At 67.5% G+C, this 17,532-nt stretch carries 20 protein-coding genes; 13 read left to right on the top strand and 7 right to left on the bottom strand.

Translation table 11 applies throughout. The features are described 5' to 3' along the window. The first annotated feature begins 64 nt into the window (after nt 1–64). The 5 genes from J4O73_RS00815 to J4O73_RS00795 all read left to right on the top strand — a co-directional run bounded on the left by J4O73_RS00815 (nt 65) and on the right by J4O73_RS00795 (nt 3,482). Nucleotides 65–934, top strand: a complete 870-nt coding sequence (locus tag J4O73_RS00815) for a dienelactone hydrolase family protein (RefSeq protein WP_426214025.1) — start codon at nt 65–67, stop codon at nt 932–934. A 234-nt stretch (nt 935–1,168) separates the two neighbouring features. Continuing rightward, the gene (locus J4O73_RS00810) at nt 1,169–1,615 is read left to right on the top strand and encodes a response regulator (protein WP_426214024.1); all 447 of its coding nucleotides are present in this window, start codon (nt 1,169–1,171) and stop codon (nt 1,613–1,615) included. Nucleotides 1,616–1,725: 110 nt separating this feature from the next. Then, complete coding sequence (locus J4O73_RS00805) at nt 1,726–1,947, top strand: hypothetical protein (RefSeq protein ID WP_426214023.1); 222 nt, start codon at nt 1,726–1,728, stop codon at nt 1,945–1,947. 98 nt (nt 1,948–2,045) lie between these two features. Beyond that, nucleotides 2,046–3,191, top strand: a complete 1,146-nt coding sequence (locus J4O73_RS00800) for a chlorophyllase/cutinase-like alpha/beta fold protein (protein WP_426214022.1) — start codon at nt 2,046–2,048, stop codon at nt 3,189–3,191. 90 nt (nt 3,192–3,281) lie between these two features. After that, nucleotides 3,282–3,482 (top strand): hypothetical protein, encoded by a 201-nt coding sequence (locus J4O73_RS00795; protein WP_378969184.1) that lies wholly within the window; start codon nt 3,282–3,284, stop codon nt 3,480–3,482. On the opposite strand, the gene J4O73_RS00790 is transcribed toward J4O73_RS00795, so the two are convergent. From J4O73_RS00790 to J4O73_RS00760, 7 genes are all read right to left on the bottom strand, one after another. After that, a complete protein-coding gene (locus J4O73_RS00790; protein ID WP_426214021.1) occupies nt 3,479–4,444 on the bottom strand; it encodes a YncE family protein in 966 nt (321 codons plus the stop codon). The genes J4O73_RS00795 and J4O73_RS00790 overlap by 4 nt on opposite strands. Then, the gene (locus tag J4O73_RS00785; protein ID WP_426214020.1) at nt 4,441–4,974 is read right to left on the bottom strand and encodes an SRPBCC family protein; all 534 of its coding nucleotides are present in this window, start codon (nt 4,972–4,974) and stop codon (nt 4,441–4,443) included. The genes J4O73_RS00790 and J4O73_RS00785 overlap by 4 nt, the downstream gene beginning before the upstream one ends. Before the next feature lie 21 nt (nt 4,975–4,995). Beyond that, nucleotides 4,996–5,601: a DUF447 domain-containing protein gene (locus J4O73_RS00780; RefSeq protein WP_426214019.1), complete on the bottom strand. Its 606-nt coding sequence runs from the start codon at nt 5,599–5,601 to the stop codon at nt 4,996–4,998. A 4-nt stretch (nt 5,602–5,605) separates the two neighbouring features. Then, nucleotides 5,606–7,153: a DUF6513 domain-containing protein gene (locus tag J4O73_RS00775; protein WP_426214018.1), complete on the bottom strand. Its 1,548-nt coding sequence runs from the start codon at nt 7,151–7,153 to the stop codon at nt 5,606–5,608. Next, a complete protein-coding gene (locus J4O73_RS00770) occupies nt 7,150–7,725 on the bottom strand; it encodes a uridylate kinase (protein WP_426214017.1) in 576 nt (191 codons plus the stop codon). Before J4O73_RS00770 ends, J4O73_RS00775 begins: the two co-directional genes overlap by 4 nt. Then, nucleotides 7,722–8,420, bottom strand: coding sequence for a (5-formylfuran-3-yl)methyl phosphate synthase (locus tag J4O73_RS00765; protein WP_426214016.1), 699 nt, complete (start codon nt 8,418–8,420; stop codon nt 7,722–7,724). The genes J4O73_RS00770 and J4O73_RS00765 overlap by 4 nt, the downstream gene beginning before the upstream one ends. Nucleotides 8,421–8,489: 69 nt before the next feature. Further along, complete coding sequence (locus J4O73_RS00760) at nt 8,490–9,026, bottom strand: DUF3280 domain-containing protein (protein WP_426214015.1); 537 nt, start codon at nt 9,024–9,026, stop codon at nt 8,490–8,492. A 192-nt stretch (nt 9,027–9,218) separates the two neighbouring features. Between J4O73_RS00760 and J4O73_RS00755 the strand changes: the two genes are divergently transcribed. The 8 genes from J4O73_RS00755 to J4O73_RS00720 all read left to right on the top strand — a co-directional run bounded on the left by J4O73_RS00755 (nt 9,219) and on the right by J4O73_RS00720 (nt 17,396). Next, the gene (locus J4O73_RS00755) at nt 9,219–10,436 is read left to right on the top strand and encodes an ABC transporter substrate-binding protein (protein WP_426214014.1); all 1,218 of its coding nucleotides are present in this window, start codon (nt 9,219–9,221) and stop codon (nt 10,434–10,436) included. A gap of 101 nt (nt 10,437–10,537) precedes the next feature. Then, nucleotides 10,538–11,521 (top strand): YVTN family beta-propeller repeat protein, encoded by a 984-nt coding sequence (locus J4O73_RS00750; protein WP_426214841.1) that lies wholly within the window; start codon nt 10,538–10,540, stop codon nt 11,519–11,521. 154 nt (nt 11,522–11,675) lie between these two features. Continuing rightward, the gene (locus tag J4O73_RS00745; protein ID WP_426214839.1) at nt 11,676–12,086 is read left to right on the top strand and encodes a hypothetical protein; all 411 of its coding nucleotides are present in this window, start codon (nt 11,676–11,678) and stop codon (nt 12,084–12,086) included. After that, on the top strand, nt 12,086–12,331 hold the full coding sequence (locus J4O73_RS00740) for a hypothetical protein (protein ID WP_426214013.1): 246 nt from the start codon (nt 12,086–12,088) through the stop codon (nt 12,329–12,331). The genes J4O73_RS00745 and J4O73_RS00740 overlap by 1 nt, the downstream gene beginning before the upstream one ends. After that, on the top strand, nt 12,328–13,074 hold the full coding sequence (locus tag J4O73_RS00735; protein WP_426214012.1) for an ABC transporter ATP-binding protein: 747 nt from the start codon (nt 12,328–12,330) through the stop codon (nt 13,072–13,074). The genes J4O73_RS00740 and J4O73_RS00735 overlap by 4 nt, the downstream gene beginning before the upstream one ends. Nucleotides 13,075–13,087: 13 nt before the next feature. Beyond that, nucleotides 13,088–13,975 (top strand): ABC transporter permease, encoded by an 888-nt coding sequence (locus J4O73_RS00730; RefSeq protein WP_426214011.1) that lies wholly within the window; start codon nt 13,088–13,090, stop codon nt 13,973–13,975. Next, nucleotides 13,972–14,592, top strand: a complete 621-nt coding sequence (locus J4O73_RS00725; protein ID WP_426214010.1) for a hypothetical protein — start codon at nt 13,972–13,974, stop codon at nt 14,590–14,592. Before J4O73_RS00730 ends, J4O73_RS00725 begins: the two co-directional genes overlap by 4 nt. A gap of 227 nt (nt 14,593–14,819) precedes the next feature. Beyond that, nucleotides 14,820–17,396, top strand: a complete 2,577-nt coding sequence (locus J4O73_RS00720; protein WP_426214009.1) for a TonB-dependent receptor — start codon at nt 14,820–14,822, stop codon at nt 17,394–17,396. Nucleotides 17,397–17,532: the final 136 nt, after the last annotated feature.

The raw sequence follows: 17,532 nt of genomic DNA, 5'->3' as shown, positions 1-17,532 counted from the left end.
GCCGGTTTGACCATAGCCGGCCAAGACGGTTAGCCCTTTCACGAGAAGACAACCGAGAGTTGATATGAGCGATGACGCCAATGCCGGTCTCGACGGTCTCGTGACCTCGCCCCTGTCACGGCGAGGCTTCGTGATGACCAGCCTGATGAGTGGCCTGACCCTCGCGACGACGCGGGTCGAGGCGCAGGCGATCAAGACGGACGCCGAGGGGATCGAGGCGGGTGAGGTTGCGATTCCGGCCGCCGACGGGCCGATGCCTGCCTACCGGGCGGTGCCGAAGGGCGAGGGCCCGTTCCCCGTGATCCTCGTGGTCGAGGAGATCTTCGGCGTCCACGATTACATCAAGGATATCTGTCGCAGGCTCGCCAAGGCCGGGTACTGCGCCGTGGCGCCGGAACTCTACGCCCGTCAGGGCGACCTTTCGAAGATGACCGATGTGAAACAGATCATCGCCGAGGTGATCTCGAAGACGCCGGACGCGCAGTGGATCGGCGATCTCGACGCGACGGTGGCCTGGGCGACCTCCGCCGCCAAGGGTGACGGGAAGCGCCTCGCGGTGATGGGCTGGTGCCGGGGCGGCCGGGCGGCGTGGCTCTACGACGCACACCGCACCGATTTGAAGGCTGCGGTGGCTTGGTACGGCCCGCTCGGCGGCGAGCGCACCGGCATCCAGCCGCGCACGGCGGGCGACGTGGCGGGCGAGATTCATGCTCCCCTTCTCGCACTCTATGGCGGCGCCGATACCGGCATTCCCGTCGCGTCCGTGGAGGCGGCCCGCGACGCGGCCAAGGCGGCGGGCAAGCAGGTGGAGCTGGTCGTCTATCCGGAAGCGCCGCACGGCTTCCACGCCGATTACCGGCCGAGCTATCGCAAGGAGGCGGCCGAGGATGGCTGGAGCCGCGCGTTAGCGTTCCTCAAGGCACACGGAGTCTGACCAAGCGCAGAACCTTTGCTTTATCTCCGCTCGGACCCATGAAGCACTGATCGGCTGCAGAAGTTGTTTCGTCGTTAGACGGGCGCTGTGTTCGGAATGACACGGCCGTTTGCTGCCGGTTGTGCGATGAAACAGACAGGATCTGTGGGTGCGCGGGTCCGGCAGGGTGCGACGTCGCTTTCACGTGAACCGATCGACGCGTCCGCCGTTCAGACCTAGTGGATTGGCGGCTCTATGAGCGACGCGCGGCAGCCTGGACGGAAGCCTGTCATCCTCGTCGTGGAGGACCAGCCCGACGAGCGATTTCTCGCGGCCACTCTGCTCGAAGACACGGGCTTTACTGTGATCGAGGCCGAAACGGCCGAGCGGGCCCTCGCCATTCTGAACGACCGGGCGGACGAAGTGAGCGTCGTCTTCTCCGACGTGCGGACCCCTGGCCCGATCGGCGGCTTCGAACTGGCCCGCATCATCGGTGTCACATGGCCGAAGGTGCGCGTGTTGCTCACCTCCGGCGATGCCGGTGACCAGCCGAGCGACCTGCGCGTCTCCGCGACCTTCATCCCCAAGCCCTGGCGGGCCGAGGATATCCTGGAATGGGTGCAGGAGGCTGCGGGCAAGCCTCCCGCGGCAGGCGGAACCGAGGTGATCGGCGCCAACGGCAAGGTTCAGCAGCAGGCCTGACCGGCCGGAATCACCTGGCGGTTTGAAACTTTCGATCCGGTCTCGCGTTCGTGGCTTTCCACTACATCGCGCTGCCGTGAGCAGGCCCCCTCGCTGCCAGACCGTCCCCCATGAAGATCGTTGCCGAAAACCACGCCGAACGACTGCGACGCCCGGGATGCCTCTCCTCGGATGCGTTGATCGCGGCCGTGATCGGCGAGGGCTTACGTGAGAATTACGAGCACGAGCCGGTCGAATTGCCCGATACCCTTCTGGCTCTCGTCCTGTCCCTCGATGGGGTCAGACGGCAACCGATGCGGGATCAGACGACGGATCACGCCGCAATCTCTTGACGAAGACAGGCGGCGCTCCATCGCCATCGGCGCCGAATCTGTTATGGGGACCACCACCGGTTTGAGCCGGCCTGGAAGTACCCGTGCCTGAGACCGCCATGCGTCTTAAGATCCTTCGCGCCACGCTTGCTGCCGGGCTGCTCGCCGTGGCCGCCACCGCTCAGGCGGCGGCGCCGCCGAGCCAACCCAACGAGGGACCGGGCGGCGTCGGGGATCGCAAAGCCACGATCGTCAAGCGCGCCCTCGGCCGCCCGAGTGCGCCGACCTTCGCCTTCCACGCGGCCGGTCCCGCGCCCGAGGCGGGGCGCCCCGTCGCCGTGCTCCTGCACGGCTGGGGCGCAACGAACCCGCAGGCCTATGGCGCTTGGATCGATCACCTCGCCCGGCAGGGCTGGCTGGTGCTGTTTCCGCGCTTCCAGGAGGTGAACCGCACCAAACCGTCCGACGCCCCCGCCATCGCCGGGGCGCTGGTGAAGGCCGCTCTGGACGAGGTCGACTCCGATAAGGAGGCTAAGCCGGACCGGTCGCGGGTCGCGATGATCGGTCACCTCGCGGGCGCGCCGCTTGCCATGGATCTTGCCGCCGACGCGACGAAGGACGGCCTTCCCGTCCCGAAGCTGATCTTCGCGGTGACGCCAGGCGGCATCGCCAGCGGCCCGAAATCGCGCGGCATCGCCCTGCACGATCTGGAGAAGATCGCTCCCGAGACGCTCATCGTCACCATGGTCGGTGACAAGGACGCCCGTGCCGCCGACCTCGCCTCCCGCCGCCTGCTGCGCGAGGCCAGTGCCGTGCCGCCGGAGCGCAAGCTGTTCGTGCGGGCGCTCTCGGACGATCACGGTTTTCCGGCTCTGACCGCGACCCTCGCATCCCCCGCCGGTCTCGACACGGCCTACGATTCGGGCGCCATCAAGATGCCGCCGGAGCCGAAGGACGCGCCCAAGCCGCCGCCCTTCCGCTGGTCGGCGGAAATGGCCCTGACCGGTGAGCAGCAGACCCTGGTCTCGCAGATCAATCTCGCTCGCTCGGATGCCCTCGATTACCTTGGCTTCTGGAAGACCTTCGACCTCGCCGCCGCCGCCGCCTTCTCGGGCGCCGACGCGGTGTCGCTGAAGGCCAATCCCCGGCTCGCCGACATGGAGCGGTGGAGCGACGGTTGGCCGGTCAAGCGCCTCTCGGTCGAGATCCCGAAGCCGACCAAGGCGCCTGCCGTAGCGAACGGAGCCGAGACCGGCCGCCGCTGATCGCCTCTGGTCACTGGCGTAAGCTTTGCTAAGCTTAGCCGGCATGGCGGCGAGAGCCGTCCATGCGGACCCGAACCAAGGGGACGCGCCATGCCGGAATTCGTCGCCACGCTGCTCGCAGCCGCCGCCTTCTGCTTCACCCTGCTCGTGCTCAACGCCGCGACACGGCTGCTCCTGCAAGCGCATCTCGGCCCGCAGGATTTCTGCGAGAACGGCTTCCTGCAATATGGCGGCGCCCTGGTCGCCGCCCGCGCGACCTATCGCCGGGCGCCGCAGCGGCGGCTCGGCTAGCGCAGGAAGTCGCCGAACGCCCTCGGGCCGTTGCCGGTGGCGATGGGCGAGGCGACCTTCAGGGTGCTCGCGTCGATCACGCTGAGGCGGTTGTCGCCCCAATCGGCCACGTAGAGCCGCCCGGTCGCGGGATCGGCGGCAATGCCCTCCGGGTGATCGCCGACGTCGATCTCGTCGATCGGCTTGAGCGTCGTCAGGTCGAAGGCCGTGACGCTGTTCGCGTATTGGTTGGTGACGAAGCCGCGCCCGTTCAGGAGCGCGATGACGTAGGGTCTCCGCCCGGTCGGGACGCGGCCGATCTCCTTGCTCGTCGCGAGGTCGATCACCGACACGTCGTCACCCGTGACGTTGGCGGTGTAGGCACGCCCGGCCTGCGCATCGAGGGTGATGCCGAAAGGATGCTGGCCCACGGGGATCACGGCGATCTCCCGCTGCGCCGCCGCATCCACGACAGAGACCGTATTGGCCTCGCGGTTGGCGACGTAGAGCTTCGCCCCATCCGGGCTGACCGCGATGCCGGAGGGGGATTTCCCCACCGCGATCTCCCCGTCGAGGCGCAAGGCACCATCCCGCCCGGCGAGAACGAAGATCCGGCTGCCGTACCAATCGGCCACATAGACCCGGTCGCCGCGCGGGTCGGCCGCGACGCCGAGTGGCCCGCCGGGCAGGGCGATCTCGGCGCGCACTGTCCCGGCATCGAGGTCGAGCACGGCGAGGCCGTGGCCTTCCGGGCGTGTGACGTAGGCGAGGCGACGATCCGGCGAGAGGGCGATGCCCGCCGGGGCGCCATCGACGGCGATCTGGCGCACCACCTTGCCGGAGGCGAGGTCGATCACCTCCACCGCGTTGGCGAGCTGCGCCGTGACGATCGCCTCCCGCGCCGGCCCGGCTTGGGCCGACGCGAGGGTGAGCCACGCCGCGAACCCGGCGCCGAGCGCCGGGCCGAGCTTGCGGTGGCTCAAGAGCCCTTCTCGACCTTGTTCTTGAGGTTCTGAAGGCTCGCCTTGACCCAGTTGCTGACGCCCTTCTCGGAGGCTTCGTCGTTCAGGTCCGGCGGCGGATCGTTGTTCATGTAGCCGCGGTAAAAGGCCGACTTCCACTCGACCTTCGACTTGATGTCGCCGGCGGGTTCGACGGTGATCGTGCCGGAATAGTCGTTGGCCGGCAGGTCCTTCACATCGACCTTGTCGATGTAGAACATGAACAGCTTGTCTTCCGGCTTATACTTGCCGCCGGTCTCGCTCATCGTGTTGCCGCTCTTAAGCGTCAAGGTCCGCTTGGACTTGGCCGGATCGTCGCCCTGGGTCTCGGTCTTGGTGACGTTCTCGAGCCAGTTCGCGTCCTTCCAATTGCCGACGACGGCCCAGACCTTGTCGGCCGGAGCGTTGATCTCGATGGACTCCGAGACCTTGCGCCGGGTCGGGCCGTGCGCCTGGGCGGTGAAGGCGACGAGGGCGGCCATTGCCGCCGTCGCCAGGGTGATTTTCTTCATCGTCACTCTCTCCTGCCGCCTTTAGCGGTCCTCCCGGCCGAGGATGCGGGCGTCCGGCCCGAGGGCCGCCGCGACCTTGTCCTCGATCCAACCCCAGGCCTCACGCTCGCGCGGCCCCGCCGTTTTGGCGATGGCGATGGCGAGGTAGGTCATCTCGCTGAAGATTTTAGCGGGCTCCAGCATGTGCAGCCGCGTCGACAGCACCGCCGCCTCCAGCACCGCCGCCTGCGCCCGGTTGTAGCCGATGAACGGCGCATGGGCCGCCATGTGCCGGAGGCGGCCCCGGAAACGCGGGCGCTGCTCGTCGTCCTGCACGGAGGCCACTTCGAATTCGGCATGGCCGAAGCTGTCCGCGAGCCGTCGGCCGGGAATGGCGTCGCAGGGCTCGGTCGGCCAATCGCGGCGTCCGGTGACGGCGCCCGCGATCACCCGGATGTCGCGCGGGCTCGACGCCGCGAAATACGGGCTGGCGTGCAGGTTCTCGATCGTCGGCGAAGGGCGGAACGGCGCGAGCACGTAGGCCTCCGCCTCCGGCGCGTCGTCTTCCCGGATCAGCCCGAACGGCACGAGGTGGAGCATCCCCTCCGGGGAGATCGTCGTGACGATGGTTTCGAGGATCAGCGGCATCGGCTTACGCCTCGTCCGACGGAACGAGGCGACCGCAGACGATCCGCTCGCCCGTTCGAGCCGGCTCTGAGCCGGTGCCGGACACCGTTTCCGGACGCTCGGCATCGGCCTCGGGTCGCGCGTCGCGAGTGCCCGGCGGAGGGGCGCCGGGACCGGAATGCTTGGTGTGGCCTGCCTTCTTGAAGGCGGTCGTATCCTCGTCCGGCCTATCGGCCGAGGCGCCCCAATCGAGGGGCTCGTCCTGCACGTAGCGCTTGCCGAGCCGCCAAGCCGTCTCGGCCTTGGCGAGTTCGCCGCCGAGATAGAAGGCGTGCGCCCCGTCGCTCCTCACGTCGAGATCGGGGAAGAAGGCCATCGCGTCGGTGCCGACCTTATGGATGTCGCGGTTGTAGACGTGGATGCCGTCCTCGGCCACGGCGATCCGGTAATTCGGGTCGCGGACCTCGGAGGCGGCCTGGGCGATCTCCTCAGGGCTCTGCACGAACGGGCGCTTGTCGTGAAGTGCCAGAAGTGCCCGGCCATAGCCCTTCGGCAGGGCGGCATCGGCCCTGGCCGCGTACATGACCCGCCGGGCGGCATCGTGCTCCTCCACGGTGCGGCGGGTGTGGTTCGAGACGTGGACGATCAGCACGTTGCGGATCGCCAACTCCGAGCACATCCCCATCAGGAGGGCGGTGACGCCGAGGCTGTCGGCCTCGGTGAGTTCGGTGAGGTTGCCGGTGCCCATCATCATTTCGATGTCGGGCCAGCGAGCGCGGGTGTCGCGGTAGCGGGCCACCGAATCGACCAGCCCGTGGTGGATCGGCTCCAGAATGGCGTCGGCGATGAACGGCTTGCCCGCCGCGAGCATCCGCTCGATCGCCCGATCGAGGGAGTCCAGATCGTCGGGCCGGGTCGGCACGAGGATCGGCACCGCGTCGGTCTCGAAGGCGAGGTCGAGGGTGTCCTCGTTGAGGCTCAGCAGGAAGTCGGCCCCGGCCTTCGCGCCCCGCGAGAGCTCGTCGCGGGAGAAGGAATCGACGCTCACCTTCAGCCCCGCGCCCTTCAGGGCCTTCACCGAGGCTTCGAGATGCGGGAACGGCGTATCCGGCAGGCCGCCGAGGTCGATCACGTCGGCCCCGCGCCGGGCGAGGTCGAGTCCCCGCGCCAGAATCTGCTCGGGCGTCATCTTTGAGGCATCGACGATCTCGGAGAAGATCCGCACGTCGTGGCTCGACAGATCGAGGCTGCGGCCGGCGAGGCCGAGCCAAGCGGGAAGATCCACGATCTCATCCGGCCCCCGCTCGACCGGCAGGCCGAAATGGGCGGCCAGCGCCTCCGGGTTCGCCCGGCAGCGGCCGGGCAACACGATCCGCGTCGCACCCTCTGGGATCTCGACCCGGCGCTTGATGATCTCCTCGGTCATCAGCGCGGCGACCTTCACCCCGGCATCCGCGATGCTCCAGCGGAGATGTGCGGGCAGGCTCGCCGCGATCTTCTCCAGGCGCGGCCGGGCGAGGCGGCCGGTGATGAAGACGAGATGTTCGGTCGTGCCAGTCTCAGGGGCGCTCATGCGGCCCTCCTGCGCTGGATCGGGACGGTGCGCGCCGGTCCCCGGATCGCGATGCTCCCCGGGAAGCAACGCGCGAAAGCGGGGAAGGCGGCATCGACGAGGCCGCTCGCCGACAGCGCCTCGGCATCGAGGCCGGGCGCGGCATCGACGGATTTCACCACGAGGCAGGCAGGAGCCCGCACACGGGTCGCGAGCCACAGGGCGAGGCTGTCGGAGGTGACGTCCCAGGTCTCGGGGATGTCGGGGTGTCCCCCTTTCAGATCAGCCGGGTCCCAGACCAGCGCGGTCTCGGTGGCCACGCCGTTCCAGGGCGATTGCGCCAAAGCGAGGCGCGGCTCGATGGCGCGGAAGCGGGACGCGGTGCGGCTCATCGCGTCGAGAGCCCGGCGATGGGCCTCCGCGTCGGAGAAGCCCTGATCGCCTTGAGCCGCGCGGACGGCATCGGCATCGGGGCCTCCGCCCGGCACCACGATGCAGGGCCCCTCGTCGCCGTCAGCGAGACCCGCAAGCACGCGGTGCAGGCGGTCGCCGTCTCCGAGGAGGCTGCCGCCGACCTTCACCACAACCCTCACGCGGCGTCCTGCGTCTGTGGACGAAGCACACGTACCGCCTCGGCGATGCGCAGGGGGTCGATGCCGTTGGTCCGGTCGAAGCCGCGGCACAGGCCGCCCCGGAAGCCGAGATAATCCGGCCCGGCGGCCGATAGCGTCGGGATGTCGCCGATGCGCAGCGAGCCAGCGAGACCGCAGAGCAACGACGCGCCCCGGCAGGCCGCGACGAACTCGGCCAGGTCTTCGGGGCCCAACAGGTCGGGCAGGCGGCCGCCGCTCTTGCCCGCCGTGTCGATCATCGCCCCGGCGAAACCGGCTTCGGCGAGAGCGGGCACGCAATGGGCCCCCGGCTCGTCCTCCGCGAACAGCACCGCGATCACCCGCCCGGGGACCGAGCGGGCAATCTGCGCGAGCCGCGCGGCATCGTCCCATTCCGCGCGGGTGATACCGTGCTTCACCCAGCGTGCGCCGCTCGCCGCCATGGCCGCGAGGCTCTCGGCCGAATCCGCCACGGCGCTCGTCTCGATGCCTTCGCCGGGCAGGCGCGCCATGATCTCCGCCACCGTCTCAGGGGCGAGGGCGCCCAGCGCGCCGCGCTCCGGATCCTTGGCGTCGATCAGGTCCGCGCCCGCGAGCAGGGCGGCCTCGGCCTCGGCCGGATCGCGCACGCTCACGAGGAGGCGGGGAGGAGATACAGGGCTCACGATGAAACGCATTCCGGGATCACGCCCCTGGGCTAGCCCAGACTCCGCCCGAGGGGAACACGTTTCACGAAAACTCTCATCTCACGGCTTCGCGGGCAGGGGCTCGGCGAGCAGCCGGTTCTTCACCAGCCAGCGCATGGCATGCGCCCAGGTGTTGTCGTCGTCGGCACGGACCGTGACCTGCCCGCCACGGATGAGCTTGCCCGTCGCAGCCTCCGCGATCGTGACGTTGAGGTTGAAGATCTGGTTGGCGCCGCGCTGGGCGTAGCCCGTCACCGTGAGATCCGCGCCCAGGCCCTTGGCGATGTCGTCCGCGCAGCCGTTGCACTTGTAGAGCGGTCCCTTCTGCTCGACCTCCTTGGCGGCGGGGGCGGTGTCGATCACCTCGACGCCGCTCTGCGCCTTCAGGGCGTTGCGGAGCTCGTCGGTCACCAGGGTCAGCTTCTTCGCATCCGCCGGGCGGGTGCGTGCGCCATAGGTGGCGCCGGGATCGTTCATTTCGATCGGGAAGACGGCCGCCTTCTCCGCGCCCGCCTCGGCGGCGCCGATCCAGGCGCAGGCCGCCACCGCCGCGATGATCGCGCGGGGAAGGGCCGGTGGGCGGGTCGTCGCTCGCATGCTGCGTCTCCTCCGGTCGCCGGCCCTCGGGGGCCGTGTCGTGATGACAAACAATTCGGTCGCTGGGACGTTTTGGCAATGGACGGATGGCCCCGGACGCCCCAACTCCCGGATCCGTGAGCGTTTTTCCCCTCGGCCTTCCTGCCCGGACAGGTTGAGCGGACCCCTCCGTTGCTGATACAGGCCGCGTGCATGCAAGATCGTGCAGATCACTCCGGTCCCGCCGCGGCCCTCGCGGCTCTGATGCTCGCCACCGGCTTCGTCAGCCCGGCTTGGGCGCAGCAGCCCGCACCCGCGCCCATCGAGACCAAGATCGGCCTGATCTACCGGCCGCAATCGGCGCCCGCTTCTTACGATGCCGAAGCCGTGCCGGAGGATGAGGGTGTGGCGGGGGCCCGGATGGGCATCGCCGACGACAACACCACCGGCCGCTTCACCAAGCAGACCTACGTTCTGGAGGAGAAGGCTCTCTCCGATGACGCCGCCGACCCGGTGGCGGCGGCGAAGGAACTGGTCGGCAAGGGGATCCGCTACCTCGTCCTGACCCTCCCGGCGGATCAGGTCCTCAAGGTCGCCGACGCGGTGAAGGACACGGGCGCCGTCGTGTTCAACGCGGGCGCGCCGGACGACCGCCTGCGCGGGGCCGATTGCCGGGCCAACGTGTTCCACATCCTGCCCTCGCGGGCGATGATGACCGACGCGCTGGCACAATATCTGACCGTGATGCGCTGGCGGAAGGTGTTCCTGATCGTCGGCCCGACCGAGGCCGACAAGGCCTATGCCGACGCGATGCGCAATTCCGCGCGGAAATTCGCGCTGAAGGTCACGGCCGACAAACCTTGGACCTTCGGCCCGCTGGCCAAGGCACGGGGCGATACGCCGACCCGCGCCGAGGCGATGGTGTTCACGCGGGGGCTCGATTACGACATGGCCGTGGTGGCCGACGAGGAAGGCGATTGGGGCGATTATGTCCCCTATCGCACCGTCGATCCCCGCCCTGTCGGCGGCACGCAGGGTCTCACGCCGACCACGTGGTCGCCGGTGTTGGAAACCTGGGGCGCGGCCCAGGCGCAGAACCGCTTCCGGCGGATGGCCGGGCGGCTGATGCGCCCGCTCGATTACCAGGCCTGGGTGGCGGTGCGCACGGTGGGCGAGGCGGTGACGGCCAAGAAGGCCAACGATCCCGCCGCCATCACGCCATACCTTACGGACCCGTCCTTCGGGATACCGGCCTACAAGGGCACGTCGCTCAGCTTCCGCCCCTGGGATCACCAGATGCGGCAGCCGATCATCGTCGTGCAGCCGAAATCGATGGTCTCGGTGGCGCCGGAACAGGGCTTCCTGCACCAGCGCACGCCCCTCGACACGTTGGGCATCGATCTGCCCGAGACCACCTGCAAGTTCCCGTGAGGAACTGACCTGCGGCGCCGTCCGGTCTCGCATCCGGCGGCGGAGACACTATTATCATGCGTGAGAAGCGCCCCGAGAGGGCGCCCAAGGGAGGAGAACGGATGGGCCGCCAGCAACTGGCAGGATGGGGCAGTGCCGCCCTCGGTCTGTGGCTCGCATCGAGCGTTCCGGCTTTCGCCTTCACGGCCTACGTGACCAACGAAAAGGCCAATACGGTCAGCGTCATCGACAGCACCACGCTCGCCGTCACCGCGACGTGGAAGGTCGGGCGGCGTCCGCGCGGCGTCACCGTCTCCAAGGATGGCAAGGAACTGTTCGTCTGCGCCAGCGACGACGACCGTATCGACGTGCTCGACACCTCGAACGGCAAGGTCGTGCGCTCGCTCCGCTCAGGGCCCGATCCGGAGCAGTTCATCCTCGACGCCTCGGGCAACCCTCTCTACGTCGCCAACGAGGACGACAGCCAAGTCACGATCATCGACATCGAGAAGAACAAGGTGCTCGCCGAGGTGCCGGTGGGCGTCGAGCCGGAGGGAATGGGCCTGTCGCCGGACGGGAAGATTCTCGTGAATACCTCCGAGACCACCAACATGGCCCATTTCATCGACACCAAGACCTTCCAGGTGATCGACAATGTGCTGGTCGATGCCCGTCCGCGCTTCGCGGAATTCACGGCCGACGGCAAGTTCCTCTGGGTGTCGGCCGAGGTCGGCGGCACGGTGAGCGTGATCGACGTCGCGACCCGCCGGGTGGTGAAGAAGATCACCTTCAAGATCCCGAGCGTGAACGACGAGGCGATCCAGCCGGTCGGCATCCGCATCACCAAGGACGGATCCAAGGCGTTCGTGGCGCTCGGCCCGGCCAACCGCGTCGCGGTGATCGATGCCAAGTCCTACGAGGTTCAGAAGTACCTGCCCGTGGGCCAGCGGGTCTGGCAGCTCGCCTTCACCCCGGACCAGAAGCAGCTCTTCACCACCAACGGCACCTCCAACGACGTGTCGGTGATCGATGTCGAGGCGGACAAGGTCGTGAAGAGCATCCCCGTGGGCCTTCTGCCCTGGGGCGTCGCGATCTCGCCGAACTGACTTTCTGTGATTTCTACCGCTCGCGATCGACGGAGTGCGAATGCTTAGACTTGGCCAGTCCTTCCTTCACCGTCATCGCGAGCGCAGCGAAGCGACCCAGGGCAGGGGGACGTTCGTGGGCGTGGCGCTACTGGATTGCTTCGCTCCGCTCGCAATGACGGCTGTGATGGTGGGGGCGATGACAATGCCCGCCTCGTCCCTCGACCTCACCAAGAAGCGGGAGAACCTGCCTGATCTCGTCCTCGGCAACGACCAGGGCAACGACTTCGTGGTCGAGAACAAGGATATCGAACTCGAATCCGGCAAGGCCTACCGCCTGCGGATCGTCGCCAAGGGCGGGCAGGAGTACAAGTTCTACGCGCCCGAGTTCTTCCGTTACATCTGGCTCAACCAGATCGTGATCGAGCACAAGGAGATCCATGGCGGCGGCCCGCCCGATCATCTGGAGTTCGACGAACCCGGCGAGATCGCCATCGAGTTCGTCGCGATCAAGCCCGGCGCCTACAAGTGGGAGGCGCGCGGCCTTGAATCGAAGGGCATGACCGGCACCCTGACGGTGAAGTGATGAGGGCCCTCGCAATCGCCCTCATGACCATCGGCCTGACGTCGCCCGCCCTCGCGGCGGACGATGCCTCGTCCTGCGCCGAGGGGATCACGATGATCCGCGACGCCATGGCCAACAACCCGCCCGAAGCCGCCGTGACGAAGCTGAAGAAGGCGCTGAAGAACGCCGAGCGCGAACAACGCGAGGGTGAGTTCGACGAGTGCCTCGACGCGGTCGCGGACGCCCGCAAGGCGCTCGGCCAATGAGCGGGGACACGCCCGCTCTCCTGGTCGCGAATGTCGGTCATCGTTTCGGCGCGCGGGCGGCGCTGGACGACGTGTCGATGCGTGTCGAGAGCGGCCGGTTCACGGCCTTGCTCGGCCCGAACGGCGCGGGCAAGACCACGCTCTTCTCGGTGATCACCCGGCTCTACAACAACCAGAGCGGCCGGGTCGCGATCTTCGGCCACGGGCTGGATCGGGAGCCGTCGCGGGCGCTGGCCCGCCTCGGGGTGGTGTTCCAGGCCCGCACTCTCGATACCGATCTCACGGTGGAGCAGAACCTGCTCTACCATGCGAGCCTGCACGGCATCCCGCGCAAGGCCGCCAAGATCCGGATCGGCGAGTTGCTCGACCGGGTCGGCCTCGCCGACCGGCGCGGGGACAAGGTGCGCACCCTCTCGGGCGGCCAATCCCGCCGCATCGAGATCGCCCGCTCCCTCGTCCACCGGCCGGACCTGCTGCTCCTCGACGAACCGACGGTGGGGCTCGATCTCGAATCCCGCGCCGGGATCGTCGCCATCGTCCGCGCGCTGGTGCGCGAGGAGGGCCTGTCGGTCCTCTGGGCCACGCATATCTTCGAAGAAATCCGGCCCGAGGACGATGCGGTGGTTCTACATCTCGGCCGCATCGTCGCGCGCGGCACGGCGGGCACGATCGCCCACGGGTCCGAGAGCCTGGAGGAAGCCTTCCGACGCCTCGTGGCCGAGCGCGGAAGGCAAGCGGCGTGAAGGTGGACAAGCCATGACCTCGTCGCCCCGCGTCGCCGAACTCGACGCCAAGAGCCATACGCCGTCGCGTCAGCTCGGACGGCTCGATGCCGTCGGCTATCTGATCTGCCTCGGCGGCATTGTGCGCCGGGAATTGCTGCGCTTCTTCAACCAGAAGGAGCGGTTCTTCTCGGCGCTGGTGCGGCCCCTCGTGTGGCTGTTCATCTTCGCTGCGGGTTTCCGCAACACGCTGGGTGTCTCGATCGAGCCGCCGTACCAGACCTACGTGCTCTACGAAGTTTACGTGGTGCCGGGGCTGGCGGTGATGATCCAGCTGTTCAACGGCATGCAATCCTCGCTGTCGATGGTCTACGACCGCGAGGTCGGATCGATGAAGGTGCTGCTCACCTCGCCCTATCCGCGCTGGATGCTGCTGCTCGCCAAGCTTTTCGCGGGTGTCTCGGTGTCGATCGTCCAGGCCTATGCCTTCCTGGCCGTGGCGTATTTCTGGGAAAGCGACATTCCGACGCTCGGTTATCTCGCTGCCTTGCCTGCTTTCCTCGCCTCGGGACTGATGCTCGGCGCCATCGGCCTGTTCCTGTCGTCGCTGGTGCGGCAACTGGAGAATTTCGCAAGCGTGATGAACTTCGTGATCTTCCCGATGTTCTTCGCCTCGTCGGCTCTCTATCCGCTCTGGCGGATCCGGGAATCGTCCGAGACGCTGTACTGGATCTGCGAACTGAACCCCTTCACCCACGCGGTGCAACTGGTGCGCTTCGCCCTCTACGAGCAGCTGGAGCCCCTGTCCTGCGCCGTCGTCATCGGGACGACCCTCGTCTTTTTCGCGATGGCCGTGATCGCCTACGATCCGGGCCGCGGCCTCATGGCCCGGCGCGGCGGGCCGGCCGGAGAAGCCTCATGATCAGAACGTCCGCTCTCATCCTTCTCGTGTCCGCGACCGCCGCCGTCGCGCAGCCCCGTCCCGACCCGGATTGGCCCTGCGTGCAACGCAAGGTCGAGACCCTGAGTCCCGGCCAGTTCTGGACCGGGCCCGACATCGCCGCCGCAGGCGATTGGGGCAGCGACAACGACGCGGCCGTGCTGGCGCAGAAGATTGCCTCTCGCCGCACGGAGCTGTCCCAGGTCGATCCACTCCTCGACGAGTTCGCGGGCAAGTTCGGATCCGACAAGGATGCCAAGGACAAGGCGCTGACCCGCGTCTATGCCGGTGTGTTCGAGGTGCTGAACGGCGAACGCAACAAGATCATGAGCGGTATCGCCCGCTACGCGCAGGGCCAGCGCCGTATGGCCGAACGCATCCGCGACGAGGCCGACAAGATCAGCCAGATCAAGGACGCGCCGAGCAAGGGCGACGAGACCGAGTTGCCCAAGGACCAGACCGATCTCGAGACCAAGTTCGCCTGGGACCGGCGCATCTTTCAGGAGCGCAGCCAATCCCTGACCTATGTCTGCGAGGTGCCGCAAATCCTCGAACAGCGGCTCGGCGAGATCGGCAAGCGGATCCAAGCCCACCTCTAGGCTTGCCGATTCCTCCCGTCCACGCTTGCCGATAGCTCCCTAAGTCTTTGATTTTGCGGAGCAAAACTGTGGCGGCGTGGCCACGCGGCGCTTCAGAATGGCCGGCGGAGCACGAAAGTCCTGCACGGGTCACGACCCGGTGATTGAAGTCGTTCCAGCTCCCAGACACTAGTGATCGCAAGCCCGTCGGAATCGGGTCTGCGGTCCAAGTGTCGAGGGAGTGGGGAATGTCGTTGCGGACGCTCAGGAGGGGTTTGACGGCGTCAGCGTCGGTTCTCGCAGGCTCGATGGTGGTCGGCACGGCCCACGCCCAGCAGGCGGTCACCCTGGGTGAGATCAGCGTCGTCGCCACGTCTCCGGTCGGCTCCGGCGGCGGAAATTCCAGCCGCGTGCAGAACTTCAACGAAACGGCCCCCATCGCCGCCGCCACGGCGCCGCCTGGGACCGTGGTGGCCGCCCCGCGCCTGCGCGGTAGCGAGCAGCCTCTCTACAAGATCCCCAGCACCGTCGAGACGGTGACGGCTCAGGACGTTCAGGCCGATCTCGGCACCAACAACGTGGTCGCGACACTCGCGCGGCGGACTCCGGCCCTCAACATCTCGGACAGCCAGGGCAATTCGAACCGCCCCGACGTGACCTATCGCGGCTTCGTCGCCTCGCCCGTGCAGGGCGTGCCGCAGGGGCTCGCCGTGTACCAGAACGGCGTGCGCATCAACGAAGCCTTCGGCGACATCGTCAATTTCGACCTCATCCCGCCGCAAGCGATCCAGCGGATCGACGTGGTGACGGGCAACCCGGTCTTCGGCCTCAACGCGCTCGGCGGCGCGGTGAACATTCAGATGAAGAACGGCTTCACGTGGCAGGGCACCGAGATCAGCGCTTGGGGCGGCTCGGATGCACGCACGGCGGGCTATCTCGAATACGGCAAGGTGTCCGGCCCGTGGAGCTTCTACTTCACCGGTGACGGGCTGAACGACCGCGGCTGGCGCTACGAGAGCCCGAGCACGATCGGCCGTATGTACGGCGACATCGGCTACCGCTCGCAGGATGCCGAGTTCCACCTGATCGGCATGGCCGCGCGCAGCTACTTCGGCGCCGCCGCCGCGACCCCGGTGGACTTCACCCGCAACGATCCGCGCGCGATCTTCACCTACCCGCAGACCACGACCACCGAGGTCGGCACCCTGCAACTCACCGGCCGGGTCGACATCTCCCCGACCTGGGACCTCGCGGGCAATGCCTATTTCCGCCGGTTCAGCCAAGTCTATGTCGACGGCAACGACGGCAATTTCGAGCAGTGCAGCCGCCAGAGCAGCTTCCGTGGCTTCCTCTGCTTCGAGGATGACGGCTTTACTCGCGCCCCGAACCAGACGCAGCTCGCCTTCCGCAACCAGTTCCTGATCCTCGGTCAGCAGAACCGGGCGGTCCCGTTCACCGACAACGTGCCCTACGGCACCCTGGACGTGACGCGGACGCAGGCCACCGGTTACGGCGGCTCGCTCCAGGCGGCCAACCGCGACACGCTGTTCGGCTTCAACAACGCCTTCATCGTTGGCGGCAGCATCGACGCGGCGAATTATTCGTTCAAGTCATCGAGCACGCTCGGTGTCATCAACCCGAACCTGTCGATCACCACCGATCCGAACAACCCGTTCTACGGCACGATCCCGGGCCTCGGCACGCCGTTCATCCGCACCGCCGGGGCGCTCGGCATCGCACCGAGCTCCGTCAACGGCTCGAACCTCTATCTCGGCCTCTACACCCAGGACACGCTGGACCTGACCGATCGCCTGTCGGTGACGGCGGGCGCTCGCCTGAACTTCGCGCGCATCCAGAGCGAGGATCTCACCGGCTTCTCGCCGGACGTGACGGGCACGCATTACTTCAACAAGATCAACCCGGTGGCGGGTCTGACCTACCGGTTCTTCGACGCGCTGAACCTCTATGGCAGCTACTCGGAATCGAACCGTGCTCCGACGCCGCTGGAACTCGCCTGCGCGAATCCCGACCGGCCATGCCTGCTGCCGAACTCGCTGGTGGCCGATCCGCCGCTGAAGCAGGTGACGGGCAGGACCTACGAAGTCGGCTTCCGCGGCCAGCTGCCGAACACCTATGACGGCGGCATCATCACCTACAAGATCGGCGCTTTCCGCACCGACCTGTCGAACGACATCCTCTCGCTCGCCACGCCCGGCAACGCGGCCCGCGCCTACTTCGTGAACGTGCCCGCCACCCAGCGGCAGGGCGTTGAGGTCGGCGGCGAGTACACGGCCGATTACCTGCGCGTCTACGCCAACTACGCCCTGGTCGATGCGACCTTCCAGTTCAACGGCACCCTGTCCTCGCCCAACAACCCGCTCGCGGTGGACGGGGCGATCCAGGTGACGCGGGGCAACTCCGTGCCGCTGGTGCCGAACCACCAGATCAAGGCGGGCTTCGACTATTACATCACGCCGGAATGGCAGGTCGGCCTTTACCTCCAAGCCTTCTCCTCGTCCTATTACCGTGGCGACGAGTCGAACCTGAACCGCAAGCTTCCGCCCTACTACGTGATGAACTTCCAGACGAAGTATCAGGTCACGAAGAACCTCGAAGTGTTCGGTCTGATCACGAATCTTACCAACAACCGCTACGCCACGTTCGGCACCTTCGCCGAGCCGGGCCCGGTCGCGGGGAACCTCGTGATCAACAACGCGCGCACCACGACGCTGTCGCAGCCGTTCTCGGTCTATGGTGGCTTCAAGTACGCCTTCGGTGCCGACCCGGTGCCGATGTCGCCCGAGCCGATCATCCGCAAGTACTGATCGTCACCGGGATCCGTCCGTGGGGCCGCGTCTCGAGAGAGGCGCGGCCCTTTTTTCGTGACGTGGCGCGGCGACCTGTCTCGGGAACGGGTTCGCTGAGTCTCGCGTCGCCATCCCGAAGGCGGGCCGCTCTGAT

Origin of the sequence: Methylobacterium sp. NFXW15 (assembly GCF_049887755.1) — a bacterium.
In the GTDB taxonomy this organism is placed as follows: domain Bacteria; phylum Pseudomonadota; class Alphaproteobacteria; order Rhizobiales; family Beijerinckiaceae; genus Methylobacterium.
This window is presented reverse-complemented; position numbering and strand designations above follow the sequence as displayed.

Coding starts and splice junctions, on each gene's coding strand:
- J4O73_RS00815 (WP_426214025.1), top strand. CDS start 65: ATGAGCGATGACGCCAATGCCGGTCTCGACGGTCTCGTGACCTCGCCC.
- J4O73_RS00810 (WP_426214024.1), top strand. CDS start 1,169: ATGAGCGACGCGCGGCAGCCTGGACGGAAGCCTGTCATCCTCGTCGTG.
- J4O73_RS00805 (WP_426214023.1), top strand. CDS start 1,726: ATGAAGATCGTTGCCGAAAACCACGCCGAACGACTGCGACGCCCGGGA.
- J4O73_RS00800 (WP_426214022.1), top strand. CDS start 2,046: ATGCGTCTTAAGATCCTTCGCGCCACGCTTGCTGCCGGGCTGCTCGCC.
- J4O73_RS00795 (WP_378969184.1), top strand. CDS start 3,282: ATGCCGGAATTCGTCGCCACGCTGCTCGCAGCCGCCGCCTTCTGCTTC.
- J4O73_RS00785 (WP_426214020.1), bottom strand. CDS start 4,974: ATGAAGAAAATCACCCTGGCGACGGCGGCAATGGCCGCCCTCGTCGCC.
- J4O73_RS00780 (WP_426214019.1), bottom strand. CDS start 5,601: ATGCCGCTGATCCTCGAAACCATCGTCACGACGATCTCCCCGGAGGGG.
- J4O73_RS00775 (WP_426214018.1), bottom strand. CDS start 7,153: ATGAGCGCCCCTGAGACTGGCACGACCGAACATCTCGTCTTCATCACC.
- J4O73_RS00765 (WP_426214016.1), bottom strand. CDS start 8,420: ATGCGTTTCATCGTGAGCCCTGTATCTCCTCCCCGCCTCCTCGTGAGC.
- J4O73_RS00760 (WP_426214015.1), bottom strand. CDS start 9,026: ATGCGAGCGACGACCCGCCCACCGGCCCTTCCCCGCGCGATCATCGCG.
- J4O73_RS00755 (WP_426214014.1), top strand. CDS start 9,219: ATGCAAGATCGTGCAGATCACTCCGGTCCCGCCGCGGCCCTCGCGGCT.
- J4O73_RS00750 (WP_426214841.1), top strand. CDS start 10,538: ATGGGCCGCCAGCAACTGGCAGGATGGGGCAGTGCCGCCCTCGGTCTG.
- J4O73_RS00745 (WP_426214839.1), top strand. CDS start 11,676: ATGACGGCTGTGATGGTGGGGGCGATGACAATGCCCGCCTCGTCCCTC.
- J4O73_RS00740 (WP_426214013.1), top strand. CDS start 12,086: ATGAGGGCCCTCGCAATCGCCCTCATGACCATCGGCCTGACGTCGCCC.
- J4O73_RS00735 (WP_426214012.1), top strand. CDS start 12,328: ATGAGCGGGGACACGCCCGCTCTCCTGGTCGCGAATGTCGGTCATCGT.
- J4O73_RS00730 (WP_426214011.1), top strand. CDS start 13,088: ATGACCTCGTCGCCCCGCGTCGCCGAACTCGACGCCAAGAGCCATACG.
- J4O73_RS00725 (WP_426214010.1), top strand. CDS start 13,972: ATGATCAGAACGTCCGCTCTCATCCTTCTCGTGTCCGCGACCGCCGCC.
- J4O73_RS00720 (WP_426214009.1), top strand. CDS start 14,820: ATGTCGTTGCGGACGCTCAGGAGGGGTTTGACGGCGTCAGCGTCGGTT.